We start from the raw sequence: 13,786 nt of genomic DNA, 5'->3' as shown, positions 1-13,786 counted from the left end.
TCTTGTCTCCTGGGCCTTCGGCCTCGATGGTTATGAATTGCTGAAAGAAAACTGCTTCAGTGCGGCGAGAGCATCGCCACGGCTTCGGCGACGGCCGCGCCCGAAGGACGCAGCGACTCCGGGGCGTCGTCCAGGCAGCGCTCGGGCCGCCAGGCGTAGAGCCATTCGACCGCATCGTAGAAGCGCTCGGGCGTGCGGCCCGGCCAGAGGCTGTTGCGCACGAGGCGTTCCACGCCCTTGGCGTGATAGAGCCGCCCCATCTCGCGCACCGACAGCACCACGCGCGCCGTGCGGGCGACGCGCGCCGCCTCGTAGAGCTTGAAGGCGGCGGGCATGTCGAAGCCGCAGGCCTTCACGGCCTCGCCGAGCGTCACGGCGTCCTCGAGCGCCATGCACGCGCCCTGCGCGAGGTACTGCATCATCGGATGCGCCGCGTCGCCCAGCAGCGTGGCAGCGCCTTCGCTCCAGCGCTCGACCGGATCGCGGTCCGCGGTGCTCCAGCGGCGCCACGAGGTCGGGCGATCGAGCAGCTGGCGGGGGCGCGCATGCACGCCCTCGAAGTACGAGAGCACCTCTTCCTTGCTGCCGTCGGTCACGCCCCACTCTTCCTTCTCGCGGCTGTGGAAGGTGACGACCAGGTTGTATTGCTCGCCGTGGCGCAGCGGGTAGTGCACCAGGTGGCAGTTGGGGCCGGCCCAGACCACGGGCGCGTTCCAGCGCAGGTCGGCCGGCATGTCGGCCGCTGGCACCACGGCGCGGTAGACCACATGGCCCGACACGCGTGGCGCATCGCCGATGAGCTTGCCGCGCACCACCGACTTCACGCCGTCGCATCCCACGATGGCGTCGGCCTTGAAGCTGCGGCCGTCGCGGGTGACAGCCGTCACCGCGTGTGCGCCCTGCCCGCCCAGGTCGATGGACTCGACCTGCGCCGAGGTGTGGAAGCGGATCAGCGGATGCTGCTTCACCGCCTCGTGGATCGCACCGTGCAGGTCGGCGCGATGGCTCACCGCATACGGATTCTTGAAGCGTGCGCGGAAGGCCTCGCCGACCGGCACCGAGGCCACTTCGCCGCAGTCGACGGCGTCCATCATCACCAGCCGGTCGGTGAACACCGAGCCCCGGCGCACTGCCTCGCCCACGCCCAGCGCGTCGAGCGCGGCGAAGGCATTGGGGCCGAGCTGCAGGCCGGCGCCGATCTCGCCGATGGTGGCGCTCTGCTCGAGCAGGTCGATGGAAACGCCCAGGCGCGCGAGCGCCAGCGCGGCGGCCATGCCGCCGATGCCGCCGCCGACCAGCAGCACGGTGGGAGGGTTCTTCGATGGAGTCATGGCGGGCCCGCGCTTTCCGGAGGATTCAGTCAGTCGATTCGGACGGTCAGCGACGGCAGGCGCTCGATGCTCACCTTGATGGTCTGGCCCGGCTTCACCGCGCCCACGCCTTCGGGCGTGCCGGTGAAGATCAGGTCGCCGGGCTGCAGCGTGAAGAGCGTCGAGAGGTTGGCGATGACTTCGTTCACCGACCAGATCAGGTGCGTGATGTCGCTCTTCTGGCGCACTTCGCCGTCCACTTCGAGCACGATGGCGCCGGCGTTGATCTCGCCCACGTCGGCCAGCGTGCGCAGCGGCGCGATGGGCGCGGAGAAGTCGAAGGCCTTGCCGATTTCCCACGGGCGGCCCTGCTCGCGCATCTTCATCTGCAGGTCGCGGCGGGTCATGTCCAGGCCCACGGCGTAGCTGTGGATGTGGCTGGCGGCCTGCTCGACCGGGATGTTGGCGCCGCCCTTGCCGATGGCGACCACCAGCTCGGCCTCGTAGTGGTAGTTGCTGGTGAGCGGCGGGTAGGGAATGGACGCGCCCTTGCCGTCGAACACGGGCACTACCGAGGCGTCGTCGTTCGGCTTGCAGAAGAAGAAAGGCGGCTCGCGGTCGGGGTCGAAGCCCATCTCGCGCGCATGCGCGGCGTAGTTGCGGCCTACGCAATAGACGCGGCGCACGGGGAACTGCTGGTCGGAGCCCACGATGGGCAGGCCGACGATGGAAGGAGGCGTGAAGACGAAGGACATGGGAGGCTCCTGCCGCTCGGGGCGGCACACGGTCAAGAAGAAAGAAACGGCAAGAAAGAACGATCGCCCGGGCTTCAGGCGTCTTCGAGGAAGGCTTCGCGCAGGATGCCCATGGCCTGCTGCACGGGGCGGTCGGAGAAGCTGAAGAGCACGGCGTCTTCGCCCGGCGACGACAGCTTCAGCGGCGCCCACGAGGGAACGACGAAGGTGTCGCGCGGGCCGAACGCGAAGCGCTGGCCGGCGATCTCGGCCGTGCCGTGGCCTTCGACCACGCTGTACACGGCGCCGTCGGTGGCGCGGTGCGTCTTGCCCGCGAAGCCCTTGGGAAGCAGTTGCAGGTTGGTCGAGATGGTCGGCATCGGCGAGCCGCCCGTCAGCGGGTTGATGTAGCGCAGCTTGTGGCCCAGCCAGGCGTCGGGCACTTCCTGCTTCTGCAGCTGCGCCAGCGCCTCGCGGCTGCGCGCATAGGGGTAGTTGAAGATCGGCGAGGTGGCCGACGCGTGGTCGTGCCGCACCGGCACCATGTTGTGGCCGAAGCGCGCGAGGCTGTTGCCCTCGGGGCGCGAGACGTGCTGCACCTTGGAGTCGTCGTTCTCGGCGAAGCCGGCGTCGAAGAAGCGCAGCATCGGGATGTCGAGGCCGTCGAGCCACACCACCGGCTCCACGCTGCCGCCGATGCCTTCGTTGCCGTGGTCGTGCCAGGCCCACGAGGGCGTGATGATGAAGTCGCCCGGGTACATGGTGGTGCGCTCGCCGCCCACCGTGGTGTAGGCGCCCTTGCCGTCGACGATGAAGCGCAGCGCCGACTGCACGTGACGATGCGAGGGAGCGACCTCGCCCGGCATGATGAGCTGCAGCCCTGCGTAGAGCGACTGCGTGATCGACGAGTTGCCGGGCAGCGCCGGGTTCTCCAGCACCAGCACGCGGCGCACGGCCTCCTCGGCGGTGATGAGATCGGCCGACTGCATCAGCAGCGGGCGGATCTCGTCGTAGCGCCACAGGGCGGGCACGCAGGGCGTCTGCGGCTCGCGCGGCACGAGTGCGTGCAGCGACTCCCACAGCGGCGTGAGGTGCAGCGGGCGGATGCGGTCGTAGTAGTCGCGGCGCTCGGCCGCGTTCGAGGGGGCGGGTTTCATGGGGCGGGTGTCTCCGTTGGCGGCATTGTTGGCCCGCACCACTATTTCCTCAAGACCGACAGCCAATACACGGAATTCGAAATTTCGATAATGGTGTCTTTTGCCGTAAGCAGGAGTCCCGCATGTCGAAGCTCGATCTCGAATGGCTCGCCGTGTTCGACGAGGTCTACAAGACCGGCAACGTCTCGAAGGCGGCCGAGCGGCTGGGCATGGCGCAGGCGGCGGCCAGCACCGCGCTCAACAAGCTGCGTGCGCACTTCGACGACCGCCTCTTCACCCGCACCGCGCAAGGCATGCAGCCCACGCCGCACGCCGAGCGCATCTACCCGAACCTGCGCGAGGCGCTGGCCCAGCTGGCGCAGGCCCAGGGCAACCGCAGCAGCTTCGATCCCGCGCAGGCGCAGCGGCGCTTCCGCATCTGCATGACCGACATCAGCGAAGTGGTGCTTCTGCCCGGCCTGCTCGACCACCTGCGGCGGTCGGCACCGGGGGTGCACATCGAGACGGAGATCATCTCCACGATCAGCGGCCGCCGGCTGCAGGACGGCGAGGTCGACCTCGCCGTGGGCTTCATGCCGCAGCTGGACGCGGGCTTCTACCAGCAGACGCTCTTCATGCAGAACTTCGTCTGCTTGGCGGCGAAGAACCATCCGCGCATCGGCACGAAGCTCACGCGCAAGCGCTTCGAGGCCGAGGCGCACGCGGTGGTGTCGACCTCGGGCACGGGGCACGCCATCGTCGACACCACGCTCGCGCGGCTGGGGCTGAAGCGCAACGTGGTTGTGCGGCTGTCGAGCTTCCTGAGCGTGGCGCGCATCGTGGCGCAGACCGAGCTGCTCGTGGTGGTGCCGCGCATCCTGGGCAAGGTGCTGGCCACGCAGGAGCCGGTGAAGCTGCTGGAGCCGCCCTTCGCGCTGCAGGACTACGCGGTGAAGCAGCACTGGCACGAGCGCTTCCACGCCGACCCGGGCAACGCCTGGCTGCGGCGCACCATGGCGCAGCTGTTCAGCGGCAGCTAGCCGGGCGTATGCGCCCGGACGACGGGCGGCGTCCGGAAGCGGGTGCCCGCTCGCATAATCGCGGCTCCCCACTTCATAGTCACAGCCATATTCACCAAAGGCGGCCTCCCATGTCCTCGATCACCCTGCGCTTTCTTGCCGAACCCAGCACCGTCAACTTCGGCGGCAAGGTCCACGGCGGCACCGTCATGAAGTGGATCGACGAAGCGGGTTACGCCTGCGCCACCAGCTGGGCCAAGCGCTACTGCGTCACCGCCTTCATCGGCAGCATCCGCTTCCACCGGCCGATCATGATCGGCGACCTCGTCGAGGTGGAGGCCCGCCTCGCCTACACCGGCAACACCAGCATGAACATCTCGGTCGAGGTGCGCAGCGGCGACATGAAGGGCGGCGCGATGGAAAAGACCACCGAGTGCCTGATCGTGTTCGTCTCGGTCGACTCGCACGGCCGGCCGCTGCCGGTGGAGGCCTACGTGCCCGGCACCCCCGGCGAAATGGCGCTGGCCGAGCGCGCCAAGGCGCACCTGGACGCGAGCCGCGCGGCCGGCGGCACGCCCTGAGACCGGGCTTCACGGCATGGCCCCGTAGACGCGAAGCTCTAATGAAGAGCGCGCCGGGCGGCTAGAGTCAGGCGATTGTTTGCAAGCAAAGGAAGAAATCGCATGGCTACCCAGGACGACGACAGCAACGGCAAGGCCGCCGACCGCATCAAGGATTCCGCCCAGCAGATCTGGCTTGCCGGCCTCGGTGCCTTCGCCAAGATGCAGCAGGAAGGCAGCAAGGCCTTCGAGGCGCTGGTCAAGGACGGCGCGGGCATGCAGAAGAAGACCCAGCAGGCCGCCGAGGAAACCCTGGCCCAGGCCCAGCAGCGCATGGCCGGCTTCGCCAGCGAGTTCGGCACCAAGGCCGCCGGCCAGTGGGGCAAGCTGGAGAACATCTTCGAGGAGCGCGTGGCGCGCGCGCTCGAGAAGCTCGGCGCGCCGAGCGCCGCCGACATGGCCGCGCTGCAGGCGCGCGTCGAGGCGCTCGAGGCCCAGCTGAAGAAGTCGCAGCAGGCCGCAGCGCCCCGCAAGACCGCGGCGCGCAAGACGACAGCCCCCGCGGCCAAGAAGACCCTGCGCCGCAGCAAGGCCAGCTGAGCGGCCCGCATTGCGGCGCTGCACAAGAAACCAGCGCCGCAAAACATGTCCCGCACCGTTCATGGTGCGGTGCACATACGCTAGAGTGCTCCCAAGAGACCACGAGACAACCGGGGGCACCAGCATGGCAAAGAAGGCGCCACGCCGAACAGCGCAACGCATCCTCGAAGCCGCATTGGATCTGTTCAACCGCTTCGGGGAACCGAACGTCTCGACCACGCTCGTGGCCAGCGAGCTCAACATCAGCCCTGGCAACCTGTACTACCACTACCCGGCCAAGGAAGAGCTGATCAACAAGCTCTACGAGGCCTACGAGACCGAACTCGACGAGCTGCTGCACGCCAGCGAGGGCGTGCACGACGTGGAGGACGCGTGGTTCTTCATGCACAGCCTGTTCGAGCTGATCTGGCGCTACCGCTTCCTGTACCGCGACCTCAACGACCTGCTCAGCAAGAACCGCCGGCTGGAGACGCAGTTCCAGCTCGTGCTGAAGAACAAGGCGCGCGCCATCCGCCAGCTGATCGCCGGGCTGAGCCGCGCGGGCCACCTGGAGATCGACGTGCACGAGGTCGACACGCTCGCGCAGAGCATGGTCGTGGTGCTGACCTACTGGCTCAGCTACGAATACGTGCGCAACCCGCGCGAGGCGCTGGAGCCCGAGCATGCGCAGGGCGCGCTGATGCGCGGCGGCCTCCATGCGCTGCACCTGCTGGCGCCCTACCTGGGGCGCGAACAGAGAAGGCATCTGCTGGCGCTCGGCAATGCCTACAACGGCGAAGACCCCGGCAACAGCGGCAGTGCCGACGCCGCGGCTTCCCCTGTCGATATGGCGGTCTAGAACCATGCCCCACCACGATTTCAAACCGCTCTCGCTGATGTCGGCCGGTGCACCCAACGCCAATGCCGACACCGAACACTGGACCCCCCTTCCCTGGGCCGACTCTCCCCGCTACGACGCGCACAGCGTGCTGCCTCACTGGCCGCGCCTGCATGCCGGCCACGAGCTGCCGCTGCCGGCCGAGGGCTCGGCGCTCGCCGAAGGCTGGGCGCTGTACCACAGCGGCGAGTTCGAACGCGCCGCCGCCATCGGGCTGCAGCAGGGCGCCGAAGGAATGGCGCTGGCCAACCAGGCGACGGCGATCTACGCCAACTACCTCGAGCCGCGCGAATCGATACGGCTCGCGATGTTCCGCCAGGTGATCGAGCGCGCGGGCGCGCAGGCGGCCGCCGAGCCCGACAACTGCCAGGCGCTCTACTGGCAGTCGTATGCGCTGGGCCGGTACAGCCAGGGCATCAGCGTGGCGCGCGCGCTGGCGCAGGGCCTGGGCAGCAAGCTCAAGGGCGCGCTGGAGCGCGTGATCGAACTGCAGCCGCGGCACGCGGACGCGCACCTCGCCCTGGCCTCCTTCCACGCCGAGGTGATCGACAAGGTGGGCGCGCTGGTCGGACGCATGACCTACGGCGTGCGCTCGGAGACCTCGATCGAGCTGTTCGAGCGCGGGCTCGAGCTGCACCCCCACTCGGCCGCCGGAATGATGGAATACGCCCGCGCGCAGCTGATGCTGCATGGCGAATCGCGCATGGGCGAGGCGACGCGGCTCTATGAAAAGGCGGCTGAACTCAAGCCCGCGGATGCCCGGGAACGGCTGGATGTGGAACTAGCGAGGGCGGGCCTGAGGGACTGATCCGAAACCAGCCTGGTACCGCCCTGTACCGCACGATTTAAGATGCGTGCTTTCCGCTTTTCATCACCCTGAACGCCATGTCCGATCTCAACGCCCAGTTCGAAGCCGCCCAGGCCAACTCCAAGCTGCTCGCCGAGCGCCCCGACAACCCGACGCTGCTGAAGATCTACGCCCTGTTCAAGCAGGCCACCGAAGGCGACAACACCGCCAAGAAGCCCAGCTTCAGCGACGTGGTCGCGCGCGCCAAGTGGGACGCGTGGACGGCCCAGAAGGGCGCGAGCGCCGACGAGGCCAAGCAGAAGTACATCGACCTGATCGAATCGCTGCGCGGCTGACAGACAGCCCCTCGGCTCAGGCCGGCAGCTTCGTGTCGACGAGGCGCCGGATGGGCTGGGCGAACGCGAGGTCCGCGCCGTCGAGCACGTCGCGCCCCGCGAGGCTTTCGAAGCCGAGCCCCGTTTCCGCCTCGATGAACGCCAGCGGCCGCTGCGAGGTGCCGAAGTCCTCGAGGTCGCGCGCCACGCCTGAATCCAGGTATCCGCCCTGGCTCATCAGGTAGGCGATGGCGGCGAGTTCGCCGGTCGCTTCGCTGACGAAGGCGACCACTTTCCAGAAATCGCGCGGTATCCGTATGCTGAATCTCTCGGGGTCGTCCGGCCGCAGGATCGGGCCGGTGAAGACGCTGATGCGCTTGTCGTCGCCCTGCGCGTTGCCGAGCACGTAGTCCTCCAGGTCGCCCCACAGCCCCTCGTTGAACGGCTGCCATTGCGGGCAGGCGTTGGTGGCGAAGAAGGTGTCGATGTTGGCCTTGCGGGCCGTCGCCAGCGGGCCCCAGTTCGGGTCCTGCCTGCGCGTCATGTGGCCGCGGGAGAACTTTCCTTCCTGCCCGGGGCCGTAGGCCTCGCGCAGCATCTGGTGCTCCTTGGCGATGCGGCCGTCGTAGCTCCAGGTGTCGTGGCGCGGGACGTTCTTCGACTTCGAGCCGTCGATGTTGCAGGCCGAATAGAGCGGCATGCGCCGGGACATGCACTGCACGGTGCTGAAGTGCTGGTACCTGAGCTCGAAGCTGCCGTCCTTGAGCTTCGCGATGTCGTCCATGGAGATGGGCTCGCCGATGGAAGGCAGCGTCACGTGCGCGTCCCGCCCCAGGAAACCGGCCGAATAGCCCTGGCGGCCCTCGAAGAACTCCGGCGGCTTCGGCGTCGCGGCGACGCGCTGGATGCCGGCCCACGAGTCGCTCACGACCTGGATGTCTGCATCGTCGGACATGGAAAAGCTCCCTCCAGAAAGACGCCGGGGCCGTCTTCGGCCCCGGTGGATGCGTGCTGCGCGATCACTTCGCCAGCTTGGCGCGCGCGTTCTTCAGGTTGAAGGCAGGCTTGCGGATTTCCGCGAAGGTGGGCTGGGACACCGCCCACTCGGGGTTCTGCTCGAGCGCGGCCAGCTGCTCCTCGTCGACCTGGGCTTCCAGCAGGGTGCTGGTCTTGGCCGTCAGGACGACACCCGGTACGCGGCGGCGCAGCCGCGCCTTCGCCGACAACTTCTTGCCGGGGCTGCCTGTGTAGGTCAACACGACGCTGGTCACTTCAGAACTCCAAATCCTTCGTACTCGGCCGGCCAACCCACCCTTTGCGCCGTCTGCGACAGCATCCTGACGATGGCGTCGGCCTTTTCAGGACCGTTTTGCATGGTAAGCAGCTTCGGATTCCCTGACAACAGACGGGCCGCCATGCCCGAGGAGTACGGCGTGGCCATCGAGGTGCCGGACATCATCGCGTACCTGCCGCCCGGAAAGGTCGACAGCACCGCCACGCCGGGGCCGATGAAATCGGTGGAGAGCCCATGGTTCGAGAACTCGGCGACGAACTCCTTCTTCCGGCGGATCTCGCTTTCCTGGAAGCTCTCGGGGCAATCCGCCGGAAACGTCCCGTCGCGCCCCATCGCGCCCACGGCCAGGGTGTGGCTGTAGCGGGCGGGAAAACGCAGCAGCGGCTGGCCGTCGTTGCCGGTGGCCGCGAACACCACCACGCCGGCATTGCGCGCCTTCTCGAGGATGTCGGGCATCTCCGGCATCGGCTCCAGGCTGCCCATGCTGATGTTGACGATGTGGCAGCCGTCGGCGATGGCGCGGTCGAGCGCGCTGGCGATGTCGGTCGATTTCGCGCGCCCGCGCTCGCCGCTCTTCGGGCAGACGCGGTAGGCCATGAGCCTGCAGGCCGGCGCGAGGCCGTGGATGCCGGTGCCCTGCGCCATCCGGCCCGCGATGATGCCGGCCACGTGCGTGCCGTGCCCGATGCCGTTGTCCAGGAAGTCGGCCGGGTTCTCGCCGGTGACGAAGCAGCCGCCGCCGGCCACGGCGATGTCCGGATGCGGCCCGACGCCGCTGTCGATCACGCCCACCGTCACGCCCGCTCCCGCCTGGGGGTCGTAGGGCGCGTAGTGCGCCAGCAGCCGGAAGGAATCTGGTGCCAGCGGCAGCGCCCGCACGTCCAGCCGCTTCGGCGCAGCCGTCCGGTCGAAGCCCTTGAGGAAGACGGACCAGTGCGTGTGCTCCGGCTCGACCAGGATCATTTCGACGCGCGGATAGAGCACGGGAATCCCGATGCTCGCGATGCCCTCCTTGTCGGTCACCGCCGGCACGTGCGCGCCGTCCCAGTCCACGAGCACCTTGACCCTCACGCCCGCCACGGGCTTGCCCTGCGGATCGGCAAGGCGCAGCTCGAAGCGCTTGACCTTGGTTGCCGCCGCGACCTGGATCGCGCTGGCTTCCAGCTCGTCGCCCAGCGGCCGGATGTACTGGAGATACGCCCACGCGGCCGGCGCGATGCGCAGCCCGGGCGTGTTTCGCCGCATCGCCAGCAGCGCGGCCGAGTTGGCGCTCATCACCGACACGCCCTCGACCTGCTTGAGGAGCTTCATCCGGGGAATGCCGCGGCCCTCCACCCGTTGCCCGATCGCGTCCGCCGAATTGCCCAGGTTGATCGCGCTCAGCGTCGCCAGCTCCGTGCCGCCGGCCACCGCGCTGCGCGGGGGCCAGACGATGACGTCGTCGGAAAACTTGGGCTCCACCGCCATGCGGCGCAGGCGCAGCACCTGCAGCAGGCGCTCCAGCTTCTGCTCGTCCGACTTCGACAGCTCGCTCTTCACGGGCTGGTGGTGGATGCGCCTCGGCGCCTCGCGTCGCTCGTTCGCTGCTGCAGCCATGGACTCTCTCTCCTTGTTGCCGGTTTATCGCACGAGGGCCGTTTCGCCCCGGTGATTGCCCCTCGCGGAGCTAGCCCACGATCCCGCGCTCGCGCAGCGCCGCGATCTGCTCTTCGCTCAGTCCGATCTCCTTCAGCACCGCGTCGGTGTTCTCGCCGAGCGCGGGCGCGTCGTGCCGGTGGCTGGCCGGCGTGAGCGACAGCTTGGGCACGAAGCCGGGCACCGCGAGATCGCTGCCGTCGGCCATGCGCACCTGTTGCAGCATGCCGCGCGCGGCGTAGTGCGGGTCGGCCGCGATGTCGGCGATGGTGTAGATGCGCCCGGCCGGCACGTGCGCCGCATCGAGCGCCGCCAGCACCTCGCCCACGGTGCGCTGCGCGGCCCAGTCGCCGATGGCGGCGTCCAGCATTTCCACCTGCGCGACGCGGCCCGTGTTGCCGGCCAGCGCCGGGTCGGCCGCCAGGTCGGGTCGGCCGATGCATTCCATGAGCCTGCGGAAGATGCTGTCGCCGTTGCCCGCGACGATGGCGTAGCCGCCGTCGGCACAGCGGTAGGCGTTCGTCGGCGCGATGCCGGGCAGCGCGCTGCCGGCCGCCTCGCGCACCGCGCCGAAGGCGCCGTACTCGGGCAGCAGGCTTTCCATGCAGTTGAAGACCGCCTCGTAGAGCGCCACGTCGACCACCTGTCCGCGCCCCTTCGGATATTCCGCGCTCACCGTCGCATGCCGATGCTGCATCGCCATCAGCACGCCGATCACCCCGTGCAGCGAGGCCAGCGTGTCGCCTATCGAGACGCCAACGCGCACCGGCACGCGGCCCGGTTCGCCCGTGAGATGGCGCAGCCCGCCCATGGCCTCGGCCACCACGCCGAAGCCGGGGCGGTCGCGATACGGCCCCGTCTGGCCGTAGCCGCTGATGCGCAGCATCACGAGCGCGGGGTTGGCGGCCAGCAGCTCGTCGGGGCCCAGGCCCCAGCCTTCCATCGCACCGGGGCGGAAGTTCTCGACCAGCACGTCGGCCTCCGCCGCGAGCTTGCGCACCACGGCCTGCGCCTCGGCCTCGCGCAGGTCCAGCGCCAGCGAGCGCTTGTTGCGCGACTGGACCTGCCACCAGACCGAGGTGCCGTCCTTCAGCAGCCGCCAGGTGCGCAGCGGATCGCCTGCGCCGGGCGGCTCGATCTTGATGACGTCCGCGCCGAAATCGCCCAGCGTGCGCGCGGCGAAGGGCCCGGCGATGAGCTGTCCCAGCTCGATGACCTTGAGGCCGGCCAGCGGGCCCGCCGAGGAGGATGAGGTTGTGCTTGTGGTCGTCGTCATGGCGCCCGAGTGTGCCGCCCCGCCGGGCCGGGAAGGGAAAACACCTATGAATTCTTGACTCCGCCGACCTCGGGTTCGCCGCAGTGCAGCAATCGGAGCCAGCGCCCTGCTCCTTCCTCGGGGAGAAAGGGTCTTGCTGCGGCGCAATGCGGCCTCCGGCGTCGGTCTCCGGGGCCTTACGCAAGGTCAAGAAAGTATCGATTCCCGGCGCTATCTCTGGTTGTTGGCGTCGGGAGCGGTTCGTACAGTCCGCCCCATGCAACCCGACCTGGAAATCGTCGAAGTCCGCGGTGACGAATCGTTCACCTGCTGGGCGCACGGATACCCGTACCGCACGGTGCGCTGGCACTTCCATCCCGAGTACGAGATCCAGCTCATCGTCGAGACCCAGGGCGTGTATTTCGTGGGCGACCACGTCGGCCACTTCGAGCCCGGCAACCTGGTGCTGATGGGCCCCGACCTGCCCCACAACTGGATCAGCGACGTGCCCGCCGGCCAGAGCGTTGAACGGCGCGGCATCGTGATCCAGTTCCCGGCCTCGCTGGCGCAGGGCATGGCCGCGACCTTCCCCGAGTTCGAGCGCATCGCACCGCTGCTGGCCGAATCGGGCTCGGGTCTGCTGTTCTCGGCCGAGACCGCCGCGGCGGCCAAGCCGATCATGGAATCGCTGCTGGAGGCGCGCGGCCTTCGGCGCGTGGTGCTGCTGCTGTCGCTGCTCGAGCTGCTGGCCGATGGCCGGGACCGCCAGCGCCTCGCCAGCCCCGCCTTCAAGCCCGACCCCAAGGCCTTCATGTCGCACGCGATCAACAACGTGCTGGCGCACATCGCCGCCAACCTGGGCGACGACCTGCGCGAGCCGATGCTGGCCGAGCTGGTGGGCCAGAGCCCCAGTGCCTTCTCGCGCTCGTTCCGCAAGCACACGGGCCAGTCCTTCGTGCGCTATGTGAACCGGCTGCGCATCAGCCGCGCCTGCGAGCTGCTCACCAACAGCGAGAAGCCCGTGCTCGACGTCTGCATGGACGTGGGCTTCAACAACGTGTCGAACTTCAACCGGCAGTTCCTGCTGCACAAGCGCATGCCGCCCACCAAGTTCCGCCAGTTCCACCGCATGCAGGCAGCCGCCTCGCGCGCAGCCAGCCCGCCGTAGCGCACGGCGCCACCACCGTTCCCCCGCGTCGTTTCCGGCGCGGCGCATCGAGGCGCCGCGCGGGGCGGCCCTTTGCCAGCGTTTCTTCCACGGACAGCAAGACAACCTCAAGGAGACAGCCACCATGACGAACCTTCTCAAAGCCACCGCCCTCACCGCATGCATCGCCGCGCTGGTCTGCGGCACTTCGGCCGCGCAGGCCCAGGCGGCGAAGCAGCCGCTGCGCATCGGCATGACCTTCCAGGAGCTCAACAACCCCTATTTCGTGACCATGAAGCAGGCGCTGGAGGAAGCCGCCGCCAGCATCGGCGCGACCGTGGTCACCACCGACGCGCGCCACGACGTGGCCAAGCAGATCGGCGACGTGGAGGACATGATCCAGAAGAAGGTCGACATCCTGCTGCTGAACCCGACCGACTCCACCGGCGTGCAGTCGGCCGTGCGCTCGGCCAAGAAGGCGAACCTGGTGGTGGTGGCGGTGGACGCCAACGCGCAGGGTCCGGTCGACTCCTTCGTGGGCTCGAAGAACACCGACGCCGGCCGCCTGGCCTGCGACTACCTCGCGAAGAACATCGGCGAGAAGGGCGACGTGGCCATCCTCGACGGCATCCCGGTGGTGCCGATCCTCGAGCGCGTGAAGGGCTGCCGCGAGGCGCTCGCCAAGTACCCCGGCATCAAGGTGGTGAGCACGCAGAACGGCAAGCAGGAGCGCGCCACCGCGCTCACCGTGACCGAGAACATCCTGCAGGCCAACAAGGACCTGAAAGGCATCTTCAGCGTGAACGACGGCGGCTCCATGGGCGCGCTCGCGGCCATCGAGGCCAGCGGCAAGGACGTGAAGCTCGCCAGCGTCGACGGCGCGCCCGAGGCCATCAAGGCGATGCAGAAGCCGGGCTCGAAGTTCATCGCGACCACGGCGCAGTACCCGCGCGACCAGATCCGCCTGGCCATCGGCATCGCGCTGGCGAAGAAGTGGGGCGCCAACGTGCCGGCCGCGGTACCTGTCGACGTGAAGCTGATCGACGCCGAGGGCGCGAAGACCTTCAGCTGGTAACCCTCGCATCGACGAGTTCAAG

15 protein-coding genes are annotated in these 13,786 nt (G+C 68.6%); 8 read left to right on the top strand and 7 right to left on the bottom strand.

All coding sequences use genetic code 11. The features are described 5' to 3' along the window. Positions 1-56: 56 nt before the first annotated feature. The 3 genes from ABL840_RS02620 to gtdA all read right to left on the bottom strand — a co-directional run bounded on the left by ABL840_RS02620 (position 57) and on the right by gtdA (position 3,201). Positions 57-1,331 (bottom strand): 3-hydroxybenzoate 6-monooxygenase, encoded by a 1,275-nt coding sequence (locus ABL840_RS02620; RefSeq protein ID WP_093301400.1) that lies wholly within the window; start codon positions 1,329-1,331, stop codon positions 57-59. A gap of 29 nt (positions 1,332-1,360) precedes the next feature. Further along, the gene (locus tag ABL840_RS02615; protein WP_093209147.1) at positions 1,361-2,065 is read right to left on the bottom strand and encodes a fumarylacetoacetate hydrolase family protein; all 705 of its coding nucleotides are present in this window, start codon (positions 2,063-2,065) and stop codon (positions 1,361-1,363) included. A 74-nt stretch (positions 2,066-2,139) separates the two neighbouring features. After that, positions 2,140-3,201 carry a gentisate 1,2-dioxygenase gene (gtdA, locus tag ABL840_RS02610; protein WP_093301398.1) on the bottom strand — a complete coding sequence of 354 codons (1,062 nt, stop codon included), beginning with the start codon at positions 3,199-3,201 and terminating at the stop codon, positions 2,140-2,142. A gap of 122 nt (positions 3,202-3,323) precedes the next feature. Between gtdA and ABL840_RS02605 the strand changes: the two genes are divergently transcribed. The 6 genes from ABL840_RS02605 to ABL840_RS02580 all read left to right on the top strand — a co-directional run bounded on the left by ABL840_RS02605 (position 3,324) and on the right by ABL840_RS02580 (position 7,379). Then, a complete protein-coding gene (locus ABL840_RS02605; protein ID WP_093301396.1) occupies positions 3,324-4,220 on the top strand; it encodes a LysR family transcriptional regulator in 897 nt (298 codons plus the stop codon). Positions 4,221-4,330: 110 nt separating this feature from the next. Next, a complete protein-coding gene (locus ABL840_RS02600; RefSeq protein ID WP_093209153.1) occupies positions 4,331-4,780 on the top strand; it encodes an acyl-CoA thioesterase in 450 nt (149 codons plus the stop codon). Positions 4,781-4,882: 102 nt separating this feature from the next. Then, a complete protein-coding gene (locus ABL840_RS02595) occupies positions 4,883-5,359 on the top strand; it encodes a phasin family protein (protein ID WP_093209155.1) in 477 nt (158 codons plus the stop codon). Between the two features lie 124 nt (positions 5,360-5,483). Continuing rightward, entirely contained in the window at positions 5,484-6,197 is a 714-nt protein-coding gene (locus ABL840_RS02590) for a TetR/AcrR family transcriptional regulator (RefSeq protein ID WP_093301395.1), read from the top strand. Positions 6,198-6,201: 4 nt separating this feature from the next. Beyond that, positions 6,202-7,044 carry a hypothetical protein gene (locus ABL840_RS02585; RefSeq protein WP_093209160.1) on the top strand — a complete coding sequence of 281 codons (843 nt, stop codon included), beginning with the start codon at positions 6,202-6,204 and terminating at the stop codon, positions 7,042-7,044. Positions 7,045-7,121: 77 nt separating this feature from the next. After that, positions 7,122-7,379 carry an acyl-CoA-binding protein gene (locus ABL840_RS02580; protein WP_093301393.1) on the top strand — a complete coding sequence of 86 codons (258 nt, stop codon included), beginning with the start codon at positions 7,122-7,124 and terminating at the stop codon, positions 7,377-7,379. Positions 7,380-7,395: 16 nt separating this feature from the next. Here ABL840_RS02580 and ABL840_RS02575 read toward each other — a convergent pair whose 3' ends face one another. From ABL840_RS02575 to ABL840_RS02560, 4 genes are all read right to left on the bottom strand, one after another. Then, positions 7,396-8,313 carry a DNA/RNA non-specific endonuclease gene (locus ABL840_RS02575; protein ID WP_093301392.1) on the bottom strand — a complete coding sequence of 306 codons (918 nt, stop codon included), beginning with the start codon at positions 8,311-8,313 and terminating at the stop codon, positions 7,396-7,398. Between the two features lie 64 nt (positions 8,314-8,377). Then, positions 8,378-8,617, bottom strand: a complete 240-nt coding sequence (locus tag ABL840_RS02570) for a hypothetical protein (RefSeq protein WP_126472389.1) — start codon at positions 8,615-8,617, stop codon at positions 8,378-8,380. 8 nt (positions 8,618-8,625) lie between these two features. Then, positions 8,626-10,248, bottom strand: a complete 1,623-nt coding sequence (locus ABL840_RS02565; RefSeq protein ID WP_093301390.1) for a S8 family peptidase — start codon at positions 10,246-10,248, stop codon at positions 8,626-8,628. Between the two features lie 70 nt (positions 10,249-10,318). Beyond that, positions 10,319-11,563, bottom strand: coding sequence for a CaiB/BaiF CoA transferase family protein (locus ABL840_RS02560; RefSeq protein ID WP_093209171.1), 1,245 nt, complete (start codon positions 11,561-11,563; stop codon positions 10,319-10,321). Positions 11,564-11,819: 256 nt separating this feature from the next. On the opposite strand from ABL840_RS02560, the gene ABL840_RS02555 reads away from it, so the two are divergent. Further along, entirely contained in the window at positions 11,820-12,710 is an 891-nt protein-coding gene (locus tag ABL840_RS02555; protein ID WP_093209174.1) for a helix-turn-helix domain-containing protein, read from the top strand. Positions 12,711-12,834: 124 nt separating this feature from the next. Then, entirely contained in the window at positions 12,835-13,764 is a 930-nt protein-coding gene (locus ABL840_RS02550) for an ABC transporter substrate-binding protein (protein ID WP_093209175.1), read from the top strand. The last annotated feature ends 22 nt before the right edge of the window (positions 13,765-13,786 follow it).

This window comes from Variovorax sp. NFACC27, assembly GCF_048301545.1.
Lineage (GTDB): Bacteria > Pseudomonadota > Gammaproteobacteria > Burkholderiales > Burkholderiaceae_C > Variovorax > Variovorax gossypii.
This window is presented reverse-complemented; position numbering and strand designations above follow the sequence as displayed.